This is a genomic window from Nocardia sp. GCM10030253 (assembly GCF_042675075.1).
Classification (GTDB): domain Bacteria; phylum Actinomycetota; class Actinomycetes; order Mycobacteriales; family Mycobacteriaceae; genus Nocardia.
Genome location: NZ_JBHTDL010000004.1, coordinates 62,680 through 83,535, shown reverse-complemented (window position 1 = coordinate 83,535; position 20,856 = coordinate 62,680). Strand labels below are relative to the sequence as shown.

Here is a 20,856-nt window from a genome sequence, read left to right as displayed (position 1 = left end):
CAATCATCCAGAGTTGAACATGGGTGCTGATGATAGGTGTTCGGGAGGCACGTCACACGAGTAATCCGATACTCGATTCTACTCTCTGAACGTCATCGACAGGGCCCGCGCTCTCATCCGTTCAGATGAGGAACCGCGTCACGAGCCCTGCTCTACTCGGTAGGGCAACCGCTTCGCTACAGCCGGTCGGCTGTGTCTTCCTGGAGGGCATCGTGATTGAGGCATCCGACAACCGGATTCTTGCGGGCCCGACATGACCAGATACTGGCCCTTGCCGCGTGGCCGAATCGTCACCTCCCGATTCGGTTCCCGTGGCGACGATTTCCACTGGGGTGTCGATCTCGGCCGGCCGGACGGCAGTGGCGGAGTACCGGTCTATGCGGTCCAAGCCGGCACGGTGGCCTTCGCGGGTCCGGCATCCGGGTTCGGCGGGCCCGACCCAGCGGGCTGGGTCGTCGTCGACCATCCCACCGAAGACGGCGGCGGTGCGACCGTGTACGGACACGTGATTCGCGAAGTCGCAGTGGGCGATCGGGTGGAAGCCGGGCAGCGCATCGCCCGGATCAACCCGGATTACATATCCAACGGCGGCGTCGCCCCGCACCTGCACTTCGAATGGCATCGGCACTCCTGGGCACCGCCCGGATCGGACCGGCTCGACCCGTTGCCGCTGCTGGCCGAAGCCGTGGACCCACCGTCCTCGACCAATGGAGGTTCCCGCATGTCGACGGCAGTTGATTTCGCCGCACGTTTGATTGACCCCGTGGCCATCAAGGCTGCCGGTCATAGTGCTGTCCTCGTCTACGTATCACCGAGCAGACCCGGAGCCGGTTTCGGCGCCAAGCCGGTGACCAAGGAATATGCCGATCGCCTGAAAGCCGTTGGCCTCGACATTGTTTCGATATGGCAGTACGGCAAGCCCGGTAATGCCCAGGCACCCTCGGACTGGACCACGGGCTACGACGGCGGGCATCGGATGGGCCGTCAGGCCAGGGAGATTCATTCCGCTGCCGGCGGGTCCGACCGGTGCCCGATCTTCTTCGCGGTGGACGAGGACATCGGGCTGAACGAATGGAACGACCGGGCAGTCGACTTTTTCCGGGGTGTCAACGACTCGATCGGGGGGGAGTGGACCGGCATCTACGGCTCGTCGAAGGTGTGCGCCTGGGCCATCGAAGACGGCGTGATCGGTCGGACTTCCGAGGGCCGGTACTGGGCCTGGCAGACGCGCGCATGGTCCGGCAACCGGCTCGATACCCCTGAGGCCGTCCTGTATCAACGCGTCATCGACACCCCGTCCAATCCGGGCCCGCTCATCGACGGTAGCTCGGTCGACGTCAACGACATCTTGGCTGCCGACTTCGGGCAGTGGTCCATCGTTCGCGCTGCGACGCAAGGAGAACACATCGTGAACGCTCCCGCATACACCGAACTCGACAGAATGGGAAACTCCCGCTCGGAGCGCTGGGGAGCTCGTGTCACCAACTTCCTGCTGCACACCCAGGAAGGCAACGGCACAGCCGAATCGCTCGCGGCGTATCTCAACAACACAGCCAACGACGTCTCGTATCACTACACGCTCAGGGACGGGATCGTCTGCGCTGTCGTCGATACCGATTACGCGTCGTGGTCGGTCTTGGATGCCAACAGCCATACGATCAATCTCTGCTTCGCGGGCAGCCGGGCGTCCTGGTCGAGGGACGACTGGTTGGCCATCGAGGATGACCTTCGGATAGCCGCTTGGCTGGCCGTTCAGGACGCGAAGAAGTATGGCTTCGCCTCCGATGTCATCGCCCCGCCGTATACGCGCAGGGACGGCATCTCCGATCATAAATACGTGACCGAGTGCCTCGGGATCGGCACTCATACCGACGTTGGCTGGAACTTTCCATGGGGTGTCTTCGAGAGCCACGTCCGAGAGTTCGCCGGTGGCACACCGATAGCCGGAGAAATCGGCGCGAAGGCGGCCGCATCGCCCTGGCTGGGCCCGCGGCTGGGCCCGGAGGGGGAAATGAAGACAGCTGACGGGGTGGGCCGATTCGTTCAGTTCATGCACGGATACATCTACTGGCATCCGTCCACCGGTGCGCATCCGATCCCGGGGTCGTTATTCGAGAAGTACGCGGAAACAGGTTGGGAAGCAGGACCTTTGGGCTATCCGATTACCGATCACACCGTGCTGCGCGACCCGAAGGACGAAGTATGGGGCGAGGTGCAGGGCTTTCAGAACGGGGCTCTCTACCGGCGCAACGGTCGGCCGGTGCACCGCGTGCACGGCGAAATCCGTGAGCGATGGAACCGAAGCGGATTCGAGAACGGGCCCCTCGGCTGGCCGACATCCGACGAAATCCCCTTCGACACCGGGACCTACCAGGAGTTCGAAAACGGCCGAATCTACTGGACACCGAAACCGACGCTCGCCCTCGTGACGGTCGGCGGACGCGCGGAGCCGCTGCACGACACTCCCTGAACTCGGCTCAGGTGCCCTTCGCGTCCGTCGGGGCCTGCCGGCCCCGACGTCGCAGGTGGCGAAATCGTCAGTGCGCGAGGCCCGGTCCACATGGGGCCGGGCCTCAGGGTTTCGGGCTGTTCAGCGCGGGGCGAGGCGGTGGACGACGATGCCGGACTTGAAGGTGGTCGTGTCGAGCAGTTCGAGGTGGGCGACGTCGCGGCCCTCGAAGAGGCGGGTGCCCGCGCCCGCGATGGCCGGGAAGATCCAGAAGTGGTATTCGTCGACGAGCTTGTTGTCGAGCAGGGTGTGCGACAAAGAGCCGGTGCCGAATTTGAGAATGTCGGCCCCGTCCTGTTCTTTCAGCGTGCGGACCGCTTCGACGACGTCGCCCCGCAGGATGGTCGCGTTCCAGGTCGCATCTTCTTGCCGCAGGGTTTGTGAGGCAACGTATTTGGGCATGGCGTTGATCCGGTCAGTGTACTCGTCGCCTGCGGGCCGGGTCGGCCAAACACTGGCGAAGCCCGCATAGGTTTCGCGGCCGAGCAGGAGTGCGTCGGAGGCGAAGAGCAGTCCGGCGGCGTAGTCGGCATGCTCGTTGTCCCAGTACGGGGCGCCCCACCTGTGCGGTTCGGCGATGACGCCGTCGGTGGTGACGAAGGTGGATTCGATGAGTTTGCGCATTGGTCTGTCCTTTATCGGGTGTGTTCGGTGCGTTGACCCAACTGTGCCGACAAGGGTTTACGGTTTCCTTCCGGTCGGTTGCCGGAGCAGGTTGTGCGCACGTTCGGTGGTACCGGCATGGCTCCAGGCTCGGACAGCACCGTGGTGCGTCAGTGCTGAGGTAATGGTGGCGATTTCGGAAAGACAACCGGCAGGGTGCTCAGTGCTCGATGGAATGGTCCTGGCCGCCAGGCCAATTCGCCGGGTGCCACGGCCAGGCGTAGCTCGGGTAGTGCGTCGAGCAGTTGGTCGATGGCGGCCTGAGCTATCAGGTAGGCTATCGAACTCGCGGGGCAGGCGTGCGCCCCGGCGCCCCATGCGAGATGAGATCTGTTGCCCGCATGGTGATTTCCGATGATCTGCGGATCGTTGTTACACGCGGCCATGCTGATGACCACCGGTTGGTGCGCGGGCAACCACACGCCGTCGATCAGAATCGGCTGCCGCGGAAAGCTGATGCAGAAATTCGCCATCGGGGGATCGTTGAACAGCACCTCGTCGAGCGCGTCCCTGGTCGACAGGCTCCCGCCCAGCACTTCTCCGGCGAACCGCTCGTCGGTGAGAATCAACAGCAGCGCGTTGACGATCAGATTCTGTTGCGGCTCAATGCCGCCGCCGTACAGCGTGGCCACCTGATGCACCATTTCCGTATCGTCGAGTCCGGACGGGTGCTCCAACAATCGGGTGGTGATGTCGTCGCCGGGTTCGGCCCGCTTGAGCAGGACAAGCCTCAGCATTGCGTCGAGCAGCATCGTATTTCCGCGTTCGGCGTCGACGCCCTCGAAGATCGCGGCCATCCCCCTCGCGGACTGCTCCGCGATCTCGGCCGAACAACCGAGTAGCGCGTTCAGTACCGCGAAGGCAAGCGGAAACGCGTACTGCCGCACCAGATCGGCGGCTCCGTCCGCGCAGAACGAATTGATCAGCGGCACCGCGATCTGCTCCACGGTGTCGTGCAGCCCGTACTGATCCACCTTGCCGAGCCCCGCGATATTCGCCTGCCGGTATCGCGCGTGCTCGAGCCCCGCGGTGCGCAACGCGTTCGGCCGCCACTCCATCATCGGCAACACCGGACAGTCAGCGGGCACATTCTCCTGCCAGCCACGCGAATCGGCCGGAAAATGGTCGGGATCATTCAAGATTCGGACAGCGGTGTAATACCCGACCACCAACGTGGCAGGCACCCCCGGCGCCAAATCCACCGGCACCAACGCCCCATACTGCTCCCGCATCGCCGCGTAGGCGGAATGCGGATCCGCCGCGAACTCCGGTGCGTAGATCGAGATCCGCGGCCCGTCAGTGCCGATCGGCGAACCGTATTGCGCGTGGCTGTGCATCGCGGGCTACAGCTGCGTTGTGGCGAAGCCGACGAGCAGGACGCTGAAGCCGCCGATCTGGCCGATGATCAGGGCGGCCAGGACGAAACGCATCGCGGACGGCGGATTGTGCATTTGATTATCGGTTTCGCGCGTCAATCCGAGCCGAACATAGTTCGCTATGGTCACCACGAAAAGCAGGACAATCGTCGCGGCCGCAGCGGAATTCACCGCGGTCGGCCAGCCGGACAGTTCGACGAATGCCGCGATCAACCCGGTTGCGAACGAGTACAGCAATGCGGCTCGGTGGGCGATGTCGACGTAGGGATGCGCCAGTCCGTCCGGCGAGGTGGTCATCGCCAGCCATTTCCACACGCCGAGTACAAGTGCCCATAGGAAGATGAGCCCGGAAGACAACAGCACCCAAGCCGTGTCCGTGCCTATAACCAAATCCGTTCCCTCATCAATCCATAACGCATCCGGCCTGCCCGCTGCCCAGCGGGAGTGTACCGCCGGACATCAACGCCCGCACGTCATGCAGCAACCAACCAGCCACCGCGGCGGGGATGTTTCTCACCGCGCCCACCCTGGCGCGCGGTGGTTGTTTACTCTCGCAGGCGCGACCGTAGGAGGGCTCGAGGCCTTCTCCCGCCCGAGGTCGTATTCTGCGATTGTGACAAGGGAGTCGACGGACTCGGCTCGTCCACCGATACGACGGTGGGCGACGCTGGTCGCCGCCGGTGCCGTGCTGGCCGCGGCCGGGGCCGCCACCCAACCGTTCAGTTGGGTGGCGACAACGCTGGTGCTTGTCCCTGCCGCTGTGGTCCTCATACTGACGATCCGCCCGACACCGTCGCGGATACCCCGCACCGCCCGGCTCCGGAGGGGAACGGCCGTGTGGTCGGTGCTACTGGTCGCGGTGTCGGCGTGGGAGGCGTATGCGTTCGTACGGCAACCGGACTGGACCCGTCCCAGCGCCGCGCACCCAACGCTGTCCACGCTCCTGGATCCGGCGCTCGAGCAGTGGCCGCTGCGGTTCGCGGGCTGGCTGGTGTGGCTGGGCGTCGGCTGGTGGCTGGTCTCCCGATGAGCGATCGAGCGGTCATCATCCTCGGGTTCGCCCTGCTGCTGGTGGCAATGCTCGGCGCGGTCGTGATCACGCACCTGCGCCGAGATCTGGTCGCTCCCCTCGGGGACACAATCGCATACCTCGCCCGGACTCGAGCTGTGAGGATTGTCGTCGTGCTCGCCTGGGCGTGGCTCGGCTGGCACTTTCTGGCGAGGTAAGGGACACCGGTCAAGACATCACCGCGGAAGAAACGCTTGCGGCACCGCGCGCCAGATCAATCAATTACCACGTGACAGCGGGTTCCTGCGCTAGAGCTGGAACTCGACGAGCAAACATTGCAGCGGATCGAGGGCGCCATCCGTCGAACGGTGCTAGCAGAATTCGCCGAGCTCGATATTCCCCAGGAGCTTAGAGTGCGACGGCCGACTGTCGTGGGTATCGGCGGTAATGGTTCTACCAAAGGTATTGTAATCCAGGCCGCCGAGGCGTGAATGTCACCAGAATGACATCAGCCGAGCGCACTGACGGCTATGAAATCAATCCGGTTACTGGCATGACCGACCCGAACGAGCGGGTCTGGAAGGTCATCCAGAATTCCAGCGAGCGATTGAGCGCGGTCCTCAATCACTAGTGTGGCGGCGAAACATAGTGGGATGCTTGCTGATCCGTTCGTGTCGGTGCGTGCCGCTAGTCTGCTGGCATGGTCGGACCGGACTCGGCGCTGCGCCGACTGATGCGCGAGGCGGGGAAGCTGCTGCAACCGTATGGCTTTCACGGCTCGGAGGCTATGTGGGTGCGAGTCGTGCCGGGTGGTGTGGCGTCGGTCGGCCGCACCCGGACACTGCGCACCTGGACCGGCGGGCAGCAGGTGCTCAGATTCGGCCTGGGCCTGAGCGCTACACCGACCGCCTGGTGGGAATTCCGTAACTGGCGCAATGCGCAGCTGGGTCTCCCGCTCACGCCGCTCGAGCAGGCGACCGGCCCCGGCCTGATCAATGACCACGGCATGCCGGATGACCTGACCGAGTTGTGGTCCCTGCGGCTCGACCCGACACAACCGGGCCGGCACGTGCTGCAGGCAGACGTCGACGCCATCCGTGCCGAGCTGCCCCGGCGCGTGCACGCCTATGCGCGCCGGGCGCTGCGGCTGCTGGAACCGGGCCGGTACCTCGACGAACTGTTGGCCCACCCGGATCCGCAGATCGAGACCTGGGAGGCAATCGTCGTCCTGCTCGCGGAGCGCGGACCAGGACCGCAACTGGACGACGCCTTCACCCAATTCCTGGCGTGCCCCGGGGAGCGGGACTCGTCGGCCTACGCAGAGAATCTCATCGCGTACGCACGAGGCCGTGCCGCCCTGGTTTGAGCAGGTACGGGGAGTCGTGCAAGCCTTGCGCCGTGCCACCGGCGGGGTGCCGAGCGGACGCGCGCGCAGAGCCTCTGTTCGAGGCTAGGCCGCGCCCGCTGCGGTTCGGATGATGTTCGCGACCACGTCGGGGCGGGAGACATAAACGGCGTGGCTTCCCGGGGTCTCGATGACCGTCGCCCCGATCCGTTCGGCCATCGAGGCTTGCGCTGCGGGCGGGATCATCTTGTCCTCGGTGACTCGCAGATACCAGCTGGGCTTCAGCCGCCAGGCGGCCTCACTGACAGTCCCGCCGAGCGCGTCCAAGCCCCACGGAACTTGGGAGTCGGCCAGGAACGCCGCTTCCTGCGGGGAGAGATCTCCGGCGAATGATTCGTGGAACTTTGTCCTGTCGAGGAACAGGTATCCCTGCTGAGGTGCCAGGATCGGGGGCTGAGGCCCGTCTTGGGGGAAGCCGGCGATGAGTGTGTTCACCGACTCTCCCTTATCGGGGGCAAAAGCGGTGATGTAGACGAGGGCGGCGACCTTGTCGTGGGTACCTGCTTCGGTGATGACCGCTCCGCCGTAGGAATGTCCGACGAGGACGACCTCGCCATCGATGTCGTCGAGGATCTGTCGGGTGGTTGCGGCGTCGTCGGCGAGCGACTTGGTCGGATTCTGCACGACGCGCACGCTGGTTCCGTCTCGGGTGAGCTCGTCATAGACCGCCCGCCATCCGGACCCGTCCACGAAACCTCCGTGAACCAGGACGACGGTCTTGTTCTTCGCACTCATTCCGGGTCTCCTCTGCACTGAATTGCTGTTCGGCACAACCGAATCTAGGTTCGTGGCAGGGATGGTGAATCCGTCATTTGACGTAGATCAGCCGGGATGTCTGCTCATCGCGTCGCGCAGTGCGCCGCGGGTGGTGATGCCGAGTTTCGGGAACACGCGGTGCAGGTGGGTGGAAACCGTCCTCGCCGAGAGGAACAGTCGCTCGGCGATCTGCTTGTTCGTCAGTCCCGATGCCGCCAGTTCGGCGACTACACGCTCCTGTGGTGTCAGCACAGAGTCACGGATCTCGGCGGGCGCGGGCTCGCCGGCCGCTCGCAGTTCCGACCGGGTCCGTTCCAACCATGGAATCGCTTGCAGCCGTTCGAATGCCTGCGCCGCAGTGGTCAAATGGGCTCGGGCTGTCGCTGGTTCGCGCTCTCGACGCAACTGTTGCCCATAGAGCAGTTCTATTCGGGCACGGTCGAATGCCCACCGATCGCTGTCGGGAGTGGCCAGCGCGTCCTCGAATAGTCTGCGCCAGTCGTGTGGATCGGTGAGGGCGAGCGCGGCGTTGGTCAGCATCCGGAGCCTGGAGGAAAGCCCGGGCAAACCAGCCGCGACAGCAGCCTCGGCGTGGGCTCGCGCCTCGACAACCCTGTCGCTGCGGGCAGCTGCCTCGGTGAGGTCGAGCACCAGCCACACCGCGTGTGGCGTGTAGCGCGAAAAACGCCCTGCTGCGTTGACCGACGCAGCGAGCCGGTACGCCTCGTCGAAACTCGAGCGACCGAGCGCGGACAAGCATCGAATGTGGGATGAGTAGGCGGCATAAGTCACGAGGTGCCGTGGCGCGGCCCAGAGCAGCAGTTCCTCGGCGGCAAGGTCGGCGGTGTCGGTATGGCCACGGGCCGCGTCGACGAGTGCGCGCAGGAATCGGCCGGGTCCCGCGAGCAATGTGTAGCCGAGCTCGTCACACAACTGCAGCCCTTCATCGGTGACCTCGAGCAGTTCATCCCAGTCGCCTTCGAAGAAATCGGCCTGTGCGATCAAGAACAGCGCTTCGATAGCCTTGGCGATCGCACCGCCACGGCGACCGTCAGCGATCACTCGCCACAAAGCTTCGCGGGCAACACCGATGCGATCGACGTAGGCGGCCGCAGTCGCGACGCGGATGATCCGCAATGGATCGGAGGAGAAGCGCAATCCGTCGAGTGCGTCGCTGAGCTGTCGCAGAGTTTCCTGCGTGGCTCCGACCGGGTTGACGAAGATGTTGTGTAGCAACGAAAGCGTATCCGTCGGCTGTGGCTCGGCGCGCTCGAGAACCTTGCTGATGTCGTCCCAGAGTTCTGGCCGTCCGCTGAAGAAGCCGACATACAGCAGCGTGTGCAAGGCCTCGATCATGGTGTCATCGCCAGAATCGATATCACGATCGTGAACTCGAATAGTCGCGAGTAACAACCTGCCTGCGGTAGTGGCGTCGCCTTCGTCGTTGAGGAGCTGGGAGGCCGCGGCGACCGCCGCTTCCAACGACGGTGCTTCGCCGACCTCGGTGCGGTTCGCATCCAGCAGCAAGCGGGATGTGTCGGCGATGTCGCCGGTGATCAGCGTCCCCAGATAGGCCGCGCGAGCGGTGCGCCGGGCGCGATCGGAATCCGAGGTGCTCAGTTCAGCGGCCCGCAGCATCGCAGCTGTCGCGCGCCTGCTGTCGCCATGACGAATCATTTGCTGCGACAACGCTTCCAGCGACGCGGCGATCTCGTCGTCGGGACCGACCGCCGCTTGTCCGAGGTGCCAGGCCCGTCGCTGTGGTTCGCTGGCGAAGGCCTCGGCGAGGGTGCGATGGACCTGGCGGCGTTCCTCGCTCGTCGACTGTTCGATGACCGCCGAGCGAATCAGCGGATGACGGAACTCCAACCTGCCTGTGCGAGGGTTCACGCGGACAATCCCCGCGCGCTCGGCAGGCGGGAGATCGGCCAGCCCCTCCGGTGTGGGTGCACAGTCATCCAGGGTCATGCTGTTTTCGGCACCGGCAAGAACGACGAACAACAACATCCGCCGCGTTCCCTCCGACAACCCCGCGAGACGATCGGCGAACAATCTCTGCAACCGGTCGGTCAGCGGCAACACCGCAGGCAAATTGGCCGGGGGACTGCCATTCTCGAACGCAATGGGCAACTCGAGCAGCGCCAGCGGATTACCGTGTGCGTCGGCGCGTAAGCGTCGACGCACATTCGCGGTGAGCGCCGGATACGCGGTGCGTAGCAGCGCGTCGGAGTTGCTGTCGTCCAGCGGCACCAGGTCATGGACACGGAAACCGCTGCGGGTGAAGCCATCATCGGAGTCCACGCGCACCGCGACGACCATTCGGATGTCGCTGCCTGTCCAGCGCCGGGCCGCGTAACTCAACGCCATCGTGCTGGACAGATCGAGCCACTGCACATCGTCGACGATCAGCAGCGCAGCTCCCTGTCCCGCTGCCGCTCGCAGCAGCGCCAGCGTCGCCGCGCCCGCGATCAGCTGCGATGGCATCGCCCCCGGTTCCAACCCCATGATTACGTTCAACGCCTGCCGATGTGCAGCACCGAGCTCGACGATTCCGTTCAACAGCGGGTGCAGAAGCCAACGGTGAACCGGAAGACAACCACTTCGCTCCACAATCGCCTCAGCCAGGGCGTGTGAATGGTTGTACGCAGCCCGAGCCCTTGGGCTTCTCGTCACTCGACGTTCAGAAGTTGTGGTTCCGCATCGGGTGGAAGCCGTTCGTTGCCAGGAGGGTAGATCGGCTCCGGGCGACTTTCGGCGGTTTCGCCCCTTCGATCGACGCCGCGGGAGCCCGGCGCTCGCGCGGGCGGCGCTCATCGGCGGCGTGCGGCGGCGGCGACTGTCGGCAGGATGGCCAGCGCCAGGATGCCGCCTCCGAGGGCCAGGAGTGGGAAGCCTGCGGCAGTGACGACGAGACCCGAAGCCATGCCACCCGTGGCGCCGGCGATGGCGATGGAGACGTCGACCAAACCTTGGGTTTTGGCGCGGGTGGCCAGCGGGATTGCGTCGGTGATGATCGCGGTGCCGGTGACGAGACCGAAGTTCCAGCCCAGACCCAATAGCGCGAGGGCCACTGCGAACGGGGCGATGGAGTCGTCGGGGGCGCCGGCGGCAACGATCCCGGCGGCCAGCAGCGTCAATCCGGCGGCGGCGGCGATCGGGAGTCGGCCGTAGCGGTCGACGAGCCAGCCGGTCAGGGGTGAGGGCAAGTACATCGCGCCGATGTGGATGGCAATGACAAGGCCGGCTGCGGCGGTGCCGTGGCCGTGGTCGTGCATGTGGACGGGCGTCATCGTCATGATCGCCACCATGACCAGCTGGGTGAGCACCATGATCAGCGCACCGACCAGCACGCCGGAGCGGCGCCGTTCGGTCGCGGGTTGCAGTGGGCCGGCATCGCCCGGCCGCGTGTCCGCCGCGGCGGTGCGTTCGTCCTCGAGGGTGCGGGCCAACAGCAATGGATCGGGGCGCAGCCAGACGGCCAGCACCAATGCGGCCATCGCGTAGGCGGTCCCGGCGAGCAGGAATGGCCCGGCCAGGTAGGGGATTCTAAGGGTTTGCGCGAGGTCGCCCGTGAGCGCGGTGAGATTGGGGCCGACCACGCCGCCCAGAGTGGTGGCGACCAGCACGGTGGACATGGCGCGGGCGCGGTGGGCGGGGGCGGCCAGATCGGCTCCGGCGTAACGAGCCTGCAGGTTGGTGGCTGTGCCCGCGCCGTAGACGAACAGTGCGAGGAGCAGTAGGACGATGTTGCCCGCGACGGCGGCCGCGATGACGCCCGCGCTGCCGACGGCGCCGGTCAGATACCCGGCGGCAAGGCCGGGGCGGCGGCCGCGGACTTGTGAGATGCGGCCGACGGCGACGGCCGCGAGCGCGGAACCGGCGGTGCCCAGGGCGCTGGGCAGACCGGCAAGACCGGTGGAGCCGAGCATGTCCTGCGCGAGCAGGGCGCCGACGGTCACCCCGGCCGCCAGTCCGGCGCCGCTGAGGACCTGAGCGGCGACCAAGACGATCAAGACGCGGCGCTGCGCCTGTGGGTGCGGGAGGTCCTCGATCCGGGCAGCCGCGGAAGTTGTCACGAGAGAGTTCCATCGATGCCCGGTCACCCGAGGTCGCCCAGGTCCAGACGGTCGCCCAGCCCGGCGTCGGTGAAAGCGGCCACCAGTTCGTCTCGGCCCTCGGTGAAGTGGGCCCAACCGTCGTAGTGGACGGGAACTACCCGGCGCGCGCCGAGGATCTCGGCAGCCTTGGCGGCCTGGCCGCTGTCGAGGACGATCGGCGCGCCGTCGAAGAGGATGGGGAAGCGGGGAGCCCCGGCGAAGAGGATGGCGGTGTCCACCGGGCCGCAGCGATCGGCGATCTCCTGAACCGCCTCGAGCGAAGCGTTGTCGCCGCTGACGTAGAACGTGGGCAGGTCCGTACCGGTCAGGACGAATCCGACTACCTGACCGGTGATCGGTTCGACCTCCTCGCGTGCGCCGGGCCCGTGGATGGCGGGCACGCCCGTCACCGTGATCGTGCCGCCGCCGGGGCGGTCCAGTTCGATCGACTCCCAATCTGCCAGCCCCTTGGCCCCATTCCCCAGGCGCTGCGCGCCCCCGGGCGTGGTGAGGGTGAGCGGGACCTCGGCAAGCAGGGCCCGACCGGAATTGTCGAGATTGTCGGGGTGCTCGTCGTGGGAGAGCAGGACCACGTCGATGCGGCCGAGGTCGGCCGGTGCGGCGGGCGCCGTCTTGGTCAGCACGCCGCCCGGCTGCTGGTACTCGCGCGGAGCGTCGAAGGTCGGGTCGGTAAGGAACCGCAACCCGCCGTATTCGAACAGGGCGGTCGGGCCACCGAAGACGCGGACGGGGATTTGCGCATGGTTGGTGTCGGCAGCAGCCACGACGAGAACTCCTCACGGAAGAAAGCTTGTACATCCGTGAGAACAGTAAGCATCTATCACGGATAAATGCAAGCTGTAACATGAGAGTCATGAGCGAGACCTTGGCTGCCGAGTCTGTGCTGCCGCCCGCACCAGGGGCGGAGCGATATCTCGCTCTCGACTTCGTCAACAGCGCCATCGCGCTGCCCGGTGGGCAATTCCTCGATCTCCTCGGCACTCCCGAGGCGACGAATCAGTGGCTCGCGAATCGCGACCTCGCCCCGGCCGACGCCGGCGTGCAGGAGATGTGCGCGACGCAGCTGCGCGTGCTGCGCGAACACCTCAGGGCATTGTTCGCCGCCCGTGTTGCCGGGCTGGCCCCCGTACCCGCTGCGCTGTCCGCCGTCAATGACGCGCTGAGCCGGGTCCCTACGGCTGCTCTGCTGTATTGGGACGAGAAGAACGGCCCCCATCGCATGGCGGTGTGTCCGCCCAACGAGATCCTCGACCGCGCTCTCGCGACCCTCGCGGCGGACGCGGCCGACCTCCTCACCGGCCCCGATGCCGAATGCCTCACCACCTGCGATTCCGCCCCCTGCAATCGGTACCTGCTGCGCCACGGCCGCCGCCACTGGTGTTCCACTCGTTGTGGCGACCGCGTCCGTGCCGCCCGCGCGTATGCCCGTCGCACCCAGTCGAAGGCGGATTGATGCCCCGGCGACGAAGACAAAGCCCTTGCGGCAGAGATTATTCCGCTTCGGAACTCCACTCGGGGTGCTGCGGCTCTGGCTTGCCGCGGCGAGTCCATGCCACGATCGACCGCCACTGTAGTGCCATGTGTAGCGATGGCTCTGTAGGCGATGGGACGTGTGGCGCACGGAATTCGGCACTCAGTGCGCTGCCGATACCGAGATAGTCACGGCCCGTTGATCCTTGGGGTGCGCCGCGTGGCCGGACGAACCGCGCGCCACGCGGCAGATGAGTGCGTTTCTGCGGGTGGCCTCGGTGCGTGGCAGTGATGGGCGGCAGGTCGGCTCACCGCAGTCAAGGCGAGGGTTGCCAGGCGCCGCCGATCGCCGACCCCGACGCGGTCAGGCTGCCCGCAACCCCGGTCGACGAGGACCGGGACCGCGATGAGCCCCAGCACCACCAGTGGAACCGGCAGGCCGAAGATCCAGCGTTCGGTCACCGGCTTGCCGGGCGACAGCGTCCGCTCGGCCGGAACGGGCATGTGCAGCGTGCTGATCCGAGCGCGATCCCGCGGTAGCGATCTGAAATCTAGCAACGCTAGACAAGCTATCGGGCGAATGTTATCGTTGCTTCAGCTTCTAGCGCTGCTAGAATTTAGGAAGGGAAGCCGAAAAATGCTCATCATCACCGGCCAGATCATTGCCGCCGTCGCCGTTCTCGCCAATGCCGTCGTCTATGGCACCGATGTCTGCGGGGCCGTGATCACCCGGTCGGTGTACCGCAAGCTCGATGATGCGGCCGTGACCATGAGGCGGGATGGGGTCACTATTACGGCGATAAGCGCATGCCGGTTGTCGGTGTGGGCGGTGTGGTCACCGCGGTGCTCACGCTGCTGATCGCGCTGTTGGCCGGGCAGATCGGCGCCGCTGTCGCGGCGGGCATCACGGTGGCGGCACTGCTCACCTGGCTCGCCTTCTACTTCCGCATCGCCAAGCCGATCAATTCCCAGCAGACCGCCGCTGCGCAGAGCGGCATCATTCCGGCCAATGCCCGTGCGCTGCAGGACAAGTGGGACAGCATTCTGAAGTACCGGGTCACCCTGCAGTTCATTGCCATTGCCGGACTGTGCGCCGCGCTGATCCTGTTCTGATCTCAGAGCACGGGGTAGGCGGTGTCGCGCGATGTCGCGGTCCCGCTGAACCGCCGACGCAAGACGCGCGGGACGCGGCAGGCAACAGCTTGCGCTTCCCGCACCCAACAACTTCCGGCTGATCGCCGGGGGCACACCTGATATCGAATTCACTGAGGAGTAACTGACATGACCTTCACCATCAATGAACAGCAGTTCCTCGCGGAGGCCGGGATCGGTCGGCTGGCCACGGTGTCGCCCGACGGCGTTGTGCAGAATAACCCGACCAGCTATCGGGTGAACGCCGACGGCACGATCGACATCGGGGGCATGCGGATGCGTGCCAGTCGAAAGTACCGCAATGTCGAGGCGGGCAGCCGGGTGTCGTTCGTCATCGACCAGCAGGTTTCATTGGAGCCATACGTGATTCGCGGCATCGAGGTACGCGGCACGGCCGAGGCGCTCGATGACGAGGAGCCACCGTTCCAACCCCAGGAACGCGCGGTCATCCGAATTCACCCCGAACGGGTCATCTCCTGGGGCATCGACGGCGGATCCTTCGACTTCACCAGTCGCGGCGCCGAGTAGTCAGGCATCGTGGGCGATCCCACAAGAAAGGCCGTCACCGACCCTCCGGCAGTGAGCGGAATGGACCGCGTCGAGTGAGACCGGGCACCACGACATCGGTTACGCCGACCTTCGCTACGGTAGTGGGGATCTGATTCAGCAGGACCATCGGTCACTGACGGCACAATTCCCTTGCACCACTAGAGGTTTGCCCAGCTCGAAGTAGCGGTGCCCTCCCGCACGGACACCACACGCCGACCCCGGGAGGGCACATCGATGACGGTCATCATCGGAATGGATCCACACAAACGCACCGCCACAATCGAGATCGTCGACCGCGACGCGAAGATACTGGGTACAGGCCGATACACCACCGATACCACTGGCTTACCGAAATGCTCACCACCGCACAATGATTCACTGACCAGGTGTGGGCGATCGAGGGCTGCAACGGCATCGGCCGCCATCTGGCCCACCGGCTGGTCCACGACGGAGAAACCGTGATCGGCGTGCCCGCAAAACTGTCTGCACAGGTCCGGGTATTCGCAACAGGAAACGGCCGCAAAACCGATCCGTCGACGCCCACTCGGTCGCGATGGCCGCGTTGCGGTCACCGAATCTGCGCCGCGTGCAAGCAGATCCGGAACTGGTCGCGCTGACGCCAGGCCGATCGCCGTGACGAGCTCGGCCGAGCTCGCACCGACACCGTCAACCGCCTGCACCGGCTACTGCTGGAACTGATCCCCGGCGGAGCAGGCATGAGCGGATGTTCGGTGCCAAGGACGACGGCGTCGCCTGGGCGCGCGTATTCGAGCCGTGCCGCCAGGCTCGCGTCATCGACGCCCGACTACCGTCCGGCGAGCTCGGCTACGACCGGAGCGAACCTGTCGGCGAAGTCGGCGCCGAAGATGAAATAGGAGAAGCCGATCTCCTCCCGTCGCCGCTGGATTTCCTCGGCGGCGGCCGCCGGATCATCCGGAAGTACGGTCAGTGCGTCCGCCGCGCGAAGCGCAGCAGGGTCGGTGTCGGGGCGCGCCATGTGCGGCGCGACAGCGTCACCGATAACCGGCACGGCGAGCGCGAGCTCGACGTCCCCGATGGTGCGGAAGTCGCGTGCCAGCCGCTCGACTTCGCCCCGAGGCTGATCCCCCAGCGCGAAGGTGACCGTGTCTGCGACCTCGGCCGCCAGCGCACGGGCCTTCGGACCGAGTACGGCCATCGCCACGGGCGTGTGCAGGTCGGGACCGTCGAGTTCTCGCAGCGTCCTGACGGTCTCACGTACCTGGGCGAGCCGCTCGTTCGGCGGCGGTACGACGGGCAGTCCCTTTTCGCGGAGTTCGTCCTCGATTCCCGGTCTGCCGGTGCCGATGCCCATCTCGAAGCGACCCTCGGTCAGAAGCGACAGCGAGTGCGCTTCCCACGCCGTCAGCCAGGCCGGGCGTAGCGGAGAGGCGTACACCCACGTTCCCACGCGCAGGTCGGTCAGGGCCGCGACGGTGGCCAGCATGGGACCGGGCGCCGGTTGCATCTGCGGGAAGTCGGGCACCAGCAGCGTCGAGTAGCCGCTGTCGGCGATGCGGCGCACGCGATCTCGCCACGTCGGCAGGTCAGTTCTGAGTGGGGCAACGACCCCGAATCGAAACAGTCTCGTCATGCCTGGATTCCTCTCTGCGTCGACGAGATCACCGGGCAGCCCCTCCTGAGGGAAGGCACATGATCATCCCGTTCGGTATATCCAGAGACATTGACGACGGATCCGCCCGAAATTCATCGGTGCCGCGTCGAATCGACCGCGCGGTATGCGGCTACTTAAGACTGGTGTCAGGACCGGGTCCCGGCCAGGATTCGGTTCAGGTGCCCGGTGAGATGCTCCCCCAATGCGGCTGCCCGCCATCGTGATCGGTGTGGCTCTCTCATGGCTTGCCTCTCAACCGGGTGCCGTGCGGGAGTGGCTGGAAAGGGGTCTGCCCGGCTCGAAGTAGCGGTGCCCTCCTCGCACGGACACCATCCACAGCGAGGCAGGAAAGATACCGATGACCGTCATCATCGGCATGGACCCGCACAAACGCTCGGCCACCATCGAAATCATCGACCGATCCGGGCGGGTCCTGAGGACCGGCAGGTACGCCACCGACACGACCGGATATGCAGAGATGCTCACGGCCACAAAAGAATTCAGTGATCGGATCTGGGCGATCGAGGGCTGCAACGGCATCGGCCGCCACCTGGCGCACCGCCTGGTCCACGACGGCGAAACAGTGATCGATGTCCCGGCGAAACTCTCGGCGCAGGTGCGGGTCTTCTCCACCGGCAATGGTCGCAAAACCGATCCGGTCGACGCGCACTCGGTCGCCCTGGCGGCGCTGCACGCACCTGATCTGCGCCGCGTCCACGCCGATCCAGAACTCGTGGCGCTGGGCTTGCTCGCCGACCGCCGTGATGGGCTCGGCCGGGCCCGCACAGAAACAATCAACCGCCTGCACCGCTTGCTGCTCGAACTGATCGCAGGCGGCGCCAAGAAATTCCTGTCCGCCACCCAGGCCCGCGACCTGATCGCCACCCTGCGGCCACAAGATCCGGTCGGTCGGGTCCAGTCGCGGCTGGTCATCGAGTTGATCGAGGAACTGGAGACCATCGATCGCAAGATCAGGGCCGCGGACAAGGAATTGCGGCAGCTGGTTTCCGATCACGGTTCCACCCTGATGGATCTACATGGCATCGGACCCTCCTCGGCGGCAAGGCTTTTGGCCGATACCGCCGACATCCACCGTTTCGGCACCCGGGACCGATTCGCATCCTGGAACGGCACCGCACCTTTGGACGCTTCCTCCGGAGATCAGCAGCGGCATCGGCTTTCCCGCGCCGGCAACCGCAAGATCAACCGAGTCCTGCACATCATGGCCGTGGTCCAGCTGCGCAACCCGACCGCGGGTCGGGTCTATTACGACGCCCGCAAGGCGGGCGGGAAAACATCGATGGAGGCGATGCGCGCACTCAAGCGCCGACTCTCCAACGTCGTCTACACCCGCATGCTCGCTGACCAGCAACGCCGCGAATTGGCGGGCCCGGGAGGGCAATCGGGAACGACTACTGACTCCAGCGCGACCGGCTCCAACCCCAACACCGATCCTTCGGACAAACCACAACCCGGACCCACCAAACAGGCTAACCCCACACCCGCTTCAACGGGTTGACATAAAGGGGAGCCATGAGCGGATGTCTGTGATGCTGGCGTCGTGGACGGAGCGATCGACTGCTCGAAGGCTAGAGTCGGATTCATGAAACGTCGGCCTGTCCTCGTCGCGGCCCTGATCGGGGGCTTCATCGGCGCAATGCTGTCGAGTCCGTTGGCCGTGTACTTCGGCTTCGGCGTTCCTGCGCTCGCTACCGCCATCGTCGGCGTGGGAATCTTGCTGGCTGGAGTGATAATGTTCGGCGGCCTCTGCGCTGCACTGGCATGGGCCGTCAGGGCCGACCGGCGTAACGGTGGTTATCGCTGTCGCGGTGAGAGTCGGGCATAACTTTCCGAAACTACGGTCTGGCGCCGGTACTGCCAGCAGCCGTAGAGGACGCGGTAATCGGCATTATGGGATGTCTCGAGCCGCGGCGCGTCTCGTTCACCAGTCGCCCGCCCAGCGGCATGTGCGGACGGCCTGCTTGTTACACGTCGACAAGGTCATCGCTATCGTGAACGACAAGGTCACCGTTCAGTCGCAACTAGACCGACGTGGCCAAGTCGACTCGCGGATCGGAAAGAGCGGCGTCGGATCATGGCAGAGGACCTGACCGTGACTCGGGTGCTGGTGATACCCGCGTCCGAGTTACGCGAGCGGTTCTCACGGTCGTCCGGTCCCGGAGGGCAGCACGTCAACACCACCGACAGCCGGGTAGAGCTGTCGTTCGACCTCGCCAACTCGCCCTCCGTGCCGGAGTGGCTGCGCACCCGGATGCTCGACCGCCTGGCCACCCGCCTGGTCAACGGGGTGCTCACGATCGCCGCATCAGAGCAACGCGCACAGCTGCAGAACCGCGCGGCCGCCCGCGAACGCCTGGCCTCGTTACTGCGTGACGCCGCTGCCGCCCCGCCACCCGTTCGCCGCGCCACCAAGCCCTCGCGCGGAGCGAAGGAACGTCGCATTGCCGCGAAGAAGCGGCGAGGCGTCACCAAACGCAACCGCCGCGCCTCCCCCGACGACTAGCCGACGGCAGCGCCACAGGTCGGGGTATCGGCGGCACAATCGTTGTCGAACGGGCCCGTGCTCCCAAGTACCCGTCTGCATCCTCTCGTCGCTGGCAGCAGCCTAAGCGCAGGCACACCGACCACGCTATTCGGCCAGCCCAGGTCCGAACAGCGCGATATGCGGCAGTTGCGGATGTTTACCGGACACAGAACCTCCACACGACAACCGCAGGGCCGCCTTAGTGGATGGTTATTGTCTGACACCATGACCGAGAACCGGCCATTGTTGTTTGCAGTGATCTACATCGTCGGCTCGATCTTCATTGGACCGGCGATCGCCGTGGCCGGATACGTGATCACCCCGGCCAACGGCGACTACTGCGATGTGAGCCCGCACGGCAGCTCCGGGCAGCGAGACCGGGATTACGCGCTACTCGAGGGCATTCAGACCACGGGCTCGATAATCATGCTCGAGGTCGGATTGTTCCTGCTGATCTATCTGTGGACGAATCACCTCCGCGTCAACTCGTTATCACTCGTGCTGACCAACACCGGGATCCTCGTCATGGTGGCCGGGTATCTCCTCGTTCTCATCGCAGGCACGGCCGCAAACACAAGCTGCTGACGACCAGCACGAGGGCCCCAGCCCATGCCCTGACGCCGGATCAGCCCGTATCCGCTCATCGGTGCGGGTTGCGTATCGTTTGGTGGCGGTTCACGGGTGTGGGCGCAGACTTGAGCTGGCCCCCACGGTTACCCCACTCTTTAGTCATCGATGTGACGTCGATGTGGGGTGCCTACAGGGGGAGGACTGCTCGCGGAGCCGAAGGGGCATCGTCGGTCGCGTAGCCTTTTCCTGCTCAGTCGTCTGCTCGGGTGTCACGGACCGTCTTGGACGCGGTGGGCCGTGAGGCTGGGTTGCCGCCGGTCGACTTGATGTTCTGACGAGCGGGTCATTGTGGGTTGAGTATCCGTTGTGGGGGTGCGTTCGGGGTGGCCCGGTGGGGAGGCCGTGCAGTTCGTCCTGACGGGAGTTCCTCGCTGTGCGCTGTGTTTCCGTTGTCGCCGAACGTAATTCGTCGGCTTCGTCCCGAGGCGTTGATCGGCCTGCCCGACAAGGACATGGTGTCGCCGATCGCCGACATGATCCTGGCGAAGGGCCATGGCGCTTTCCTTCGCTGTCTGTTGCCGGTCCGCCTCACCGGCGGTGTCGAGCTGGTGTTCGGGTCGTGGATGAAGATCAGCGGCGCGGACGCCGAGCGGGCCTTCCAGGTGTGGGACAGCCCCGCGTACGCAAACCTGCGCGTCAGCGGCACGCTCGCGAACATCATCCAACCGTGGGACGTACTCGGCACACCGGTGACGGCCGAAGTGCGTGACGAGGGCGAGCTTCCCTACATCACCTCGCACTCGCCACTCGCGCAGGAATGGGGCCGCGACTTCGTGCTGAGCCACATCCCCCGCCCGCTACCGATCCCGATCCGCGAAGCGCTGGCCGATCAGTGGACGGTCGAGCGGTCCGAGTGGATGTCGTCCTCGGTCGAGGGCCGTACGGTGCGGTTCGCCGGCCAGGGACGATACGTGGAACTGGACGTGTACGGAGACCGCGCCGAGCGGAGCCTCGACGACTCTGGCGAGTTCTGTCGTGCTCCGCTGCAGGCGACGCCGACAGCTTGTCATTCGTTGATCTAGTGAGTTCCGCAGCAGCGCT

23 protein-coding genes are annotated in these 20,856 nt (G+C 65.5%); 14 read left to right on the top strand and 9 right to left on the bottom strand.

The genetic code is table 11. The annotated features are described in order from the left end of the window. The first annotated feature begins 253 nt into the window (after positions 1-253). Positions 254-2,470: a glycoside hydrolase domain-containing protein gene (locus ACFQZZ_RS04440; RefSeq protein ID WP_378674315.1), complete on the top strand. Its 2,217-nt coding sequence runs from the start codon at positions 254-256 to the stop codon at positions 2,468-2,470. Between the two features lie 120 nt (positions 2,471-2,590). Here the strand turns inward: ACFQZZ_RS04440 and ACFQZZ_RS04435 are convergent, their stop codons facing one another. The 3 genes from ACFQZZ_RS04435 to ACFQZZ_RS04425 all read right to left on the bottom strand — a co-directional run bounded on the left by ACFQZZ_RS04435 (position 2,591) and on the right by ACFQZZ_RS04425 (position 4,932). Then, complete coding sequence (locus ACFQZZ_RS04435) at positions 2,591-3,133, bottom strand: dihydrofolate reductase family protein (RefSeq protein ID WP_378674312.1); 543 nt, start codon at positions 3,131-3,133, stop codon at positions 2,591-2,593. A gap of 149 nt (positions 3,134-3,282) precedes the next feature. Then, positions 3,283-4,509: a cytochrome P450 gene (locus tag ACFQZZ_RS04430; RefSeq protein ID WP_378674309.1), complete on the bottom strand. Its 1,227-nt coding sequence runs from the start codon at positions 4,507-4,509 to the stop codon at positions 3,283-3,285. A gap of 6 nt (positions 4,510-4,515) precedes the next feature. Continuing rightward, positions 4,516-4,932: a hypothetical protein gene (locus ACFQZZ_RS04425; RefSeq protein WP_378676356.1), complete on the bottom strand. Its 417-nt coding sequence runs from the start codon at positions 4,930-4,932 to the stop codon at positions 4,516-4,518. 229 nt (positions 4,933-5,161) lie between these two features. Between ACFQZZ_RS04425 and ACFQZZ_RS04420 the strand changes: the two genes are divergently transcribed. The 4 genes from ACFQZZ_RS04420 (at position 5,162) to ACFQZZ_RS04405 (ending at position 6,923) form a co-directional block, all read left to right on the top strand. Beyond that, a complete protein-coding gene (locus ACFQZZ_RS04420) occupies positions 5,162-5,578 on the top strand; it encodes a hypothetical protein (RefSeq protein WP_378674306.1) in 417 nt (138 codons plus the stop codon). Further along, complete coding sequence (locus ACFQZZ_RS04415) at positions 5,575-5,775, top strand: DUF6186 family protein (protein ID WP_378674303.1); 201 nt, start codon at positions 5,575-5,577, stop codon at positions 5,773-5,775. Before ACFQZZ_RS04420 ends, ACFQZZ_RS04415 begins: the two co-directional genes overlap by 4 nt. A 284-nt stretch (positions 5,776-6,059) precedes the next feature. After that, the gene (locus tag ACFQZZ_RS04410) at positions 6,060-6,188 is read left to right on the top strand and encodes a hypothetical protein (RefSeq protein ID WP_378674300.1); all 129 of its coding nucleotides are present in this window, start codon (positions 6,060-6,062) and stop codon (positions 6,186-6,188) included. A 69-nt stretch (positions 6,189-6,257) separates the two neighbouring features. Beyond that, positions 6,258-6,923, top strand: a complete 666-nt coding sequence (locus ACFQZZ_RS04405; RefSeq protein ID WP_378674298.1) for a hypothetical protein — start codon at positions 6,258-6,260, stop codon at positions 6,921-6,923. An 84-nt stretch (positions 6,924-7,007) separates the two neighbouring features. On the opposite strand, the gene ACFQZZ_RS04400 is transcribed toward ACFQZZ_RS04405, so the two are convergent. From ACFQZZ_RS04400 to ACFQZZ_RS04385, 4 genes are all read right to left on the bottom strand, one after another. Beyond that, on the bottom strand, positions 7,008-7,697 hold the full coding sequence (locus tag ACFQZZ_RS04400; RefSeq protein ID WP_378674295.1) for an alpha/beta fold hydrolase: 690 nt from the start codon (positions 7,695-7,697) through the stop codon (positions 7,008-7,010). An 87-nt stretch (positions 7,698-7,784) separates the two neighbouring features. After that, positions 7,785-10,202, bottom strand: a complete 2,418-nt coding sequence (locus ACFQZZ_RS04395) for a LuxR C-terminal-related transcriptional regulator (RefSeq protein WP_378674292.1) — start codon at positions 10,200-10,202, stop codon at positions 7,785-7,787. Positions 10,203-10,528: 326 nt separating this feature from the next. Continuing rightward, the gene (locus tag ACFQZZ_RS04390) at positions 10,529-11,794 is read right to left on the bottom strand and encodes an MFS transporter (protein WP_378674289.1); all 1,266 of its coding nucleotides are present in this window, start codon (positions 11,792-11,794) and stop codon (positions 10,529-10,531) included. Positions 11,795-11,817: 23 nt separating this feature from the next. After that, positions 11,818-12,600, bottom strand: a complete 783-nt coding sequence (locus ACFQZZ_RS04385; protein ID WP_378674286.1) for an MBL fold metallo-hydrolase — start codon at positions 12,598-12,600, stop codon at positions 11,818-11,820. Between the two features lie 89 nt (positions 12,601-12,689). Here ACFQZZ_RS04385 and ACFQZZ_RS04380 point away from each other — a divergent pair, with 89 nt between their 5' ends. After that, the gene (locus ACFQZZ_RS04380) at positions 12,690-13,289 is read left to right on the top strand and encodes an ABATE domain-containing protein (protein WP_378674283.1); all 600 of its coding nucleotides are present in this window, start codon (positions 12,690-12,692) and stop codon (positions 13,287-13,289) included. A gap of 206 nt (positions 13,290-13,495) precedes the next feature. On the opposite strand, the gene ACFQZZ_RS04375 is transcribed toward ACFQZZ_RS04380, so the two are convergent. Further along, complete coding sequence (locus ACFQZZ_RS04375; protein ID WP_378674280.1) at positions 13,496-13,810, bottom strand: hypothetical protein; 315 nt, start codon at positions 13,808-13,810, stop codon at positions 13,496-13,498. Positions 13,811-13,943: 133 nt separating this feature from the next. Here ACFQZZ_RS04375 and ACFQZZ_RS04370 point away from each other — a divergent pair, with 133 nt between their 5' ends. The 3 genes from ACFQZZ_RS04370 (at position 13,944) to ACFQZZ_RS04360 (ending at position 14,986) form a co-directional block, all read left to right on the top strand. After that, the gene (locus tag ACFQZZ_RS04370) at positions 13,944-14,165 is read left to right on the top strand and encodes a hypothetical protein (RefSeq protein ID WP_378674278.1); all 222 of its coding nucleotides are present in this window, start codon (positions 13,944-13,946) and stop codon (positions 14,163-14,165) included. Next, entirely contained in the window at positions 14,114-14,419 is a 306-nt protein-coding gene (locus ACFQZZ_RS04365) for a hypothetical protein (protein ID WP_378674275.1), read from the top strand. The genes ACFQZZ_RS04370 and ACFQZZ_RS04365 overlap by 52 nt, the downstream gene beginning before the upstream one ends. 168 nt (positions 14,420-14,587) lie before the next feature. Next, positions 14,588-14,986 (top strand): PPOX class F420-dependent oxidoreductase, encoded by a 399-nt coding sequence (locus tag ACFQZZ_RS04360; protein ID WP_378674272.1) that lies wholly within the window; start codon positions 14,588-14,590, stop codon positions 14,984-14,986. 826 nt (positions 14,987-15,812) lie between these two features. Here ACFQZZ_RS04360 and ACFQZZ_RS04355 read toward each other — a convergent pair. Beyond that, positions 15,813-16,619 carry an LLM class flavin-dependent oxidoreductase gene (locus ACFQZZ_RS04355; RefSeq protein ID WP_378674269.1) on the bottom strand — a complete coding sequence of 269 codons (807 nt, stop codon included), beginning with the start codon at positions 16,617-16,619 and terminating at the stop codon, positions 15,813-15,815. A 379-nt stretch (positions 16,620-16,998) separates the two neighbouring features. Here ACFQZZ_RS04355 and ACFQZZ_RS04350 point away from each other — a divergent pair, with 379 nt between their 5' ends. The 5 genes from ACFQZZ_RS04350 to ACFQZZ_RS04330 all read left to right on the top strand — a co-directional run bounded on the left by ACFQZZ_RS04350 (position 16,999) and on the right by ACFQZZ_RS04330 (position 20,837). Further along, positions 16,999-18,159, top strand: coding sequence for an IS110 family transposase (locus tag ACFQZZ_RS04350; protein WP_378674266.1), 1,161 nt, complete (start codon positions 16,999-17,001; stop codon positions 18,157-18,159). Positions 18,160-18,243: 84 nt separating this feature from the next. Beyond that, the gene (locus ACFQZZ_RS04345) at positions 18,244-18,486 is read left to right on the top strand and encodes a hypothetical protein (RefSeq protein ID WP_378674263.1); all 243 of its coding nucleotides are present in this window, start codon (positions 18,244-18,246) and stop codon (positions 18,484-18,486) included. Positions 18,487-18,735: 249 nt separating this feature from the next. Then, on the top strand, positions 18,736-19,164 hold the full coding sequence (arfB, locus tag ACFQZZ_RS04340; protein WP_328393583.1) for an alternative ribosome rescue aminoacyl-tRNA hydrolase ArfB: 429 nt from the start codon (positions 18,736-18,738) through the stop codon (positions 19,162-19,164). A gap of 246 nt (positions 19,165-19,410) precedes the next feature. Continuing rightward, positions 19,411-19,770 carry a hypothetical protein gene (locus tag ACFQZZ_RS04335; protein ID WP_378674259.1) on the top strand — a complete coding sequence of 120 codons (360 nt, stop codon included), beginning with the start codon at positions 19,411-19,413 and terminating at the stop codon, positions 19,768-19,770. Between the two features lie 434 nt (positions 19,771-20,204). Continuing rightward, positions 20,205-20,837 carry a DUF2199 domain-containing protein gene (locus ACFQZZ_RS04330; protein WP_378674256.1) on the top strand — a complete coding sequence of 211 codons (633 nt, stop codon included), beginning with the start codon at positions 20,205-20,207 and terminating at the stop codon, positions 20,835-20,837. Positions 20,838-20,856: the final 19 nt, after the last annotated feature.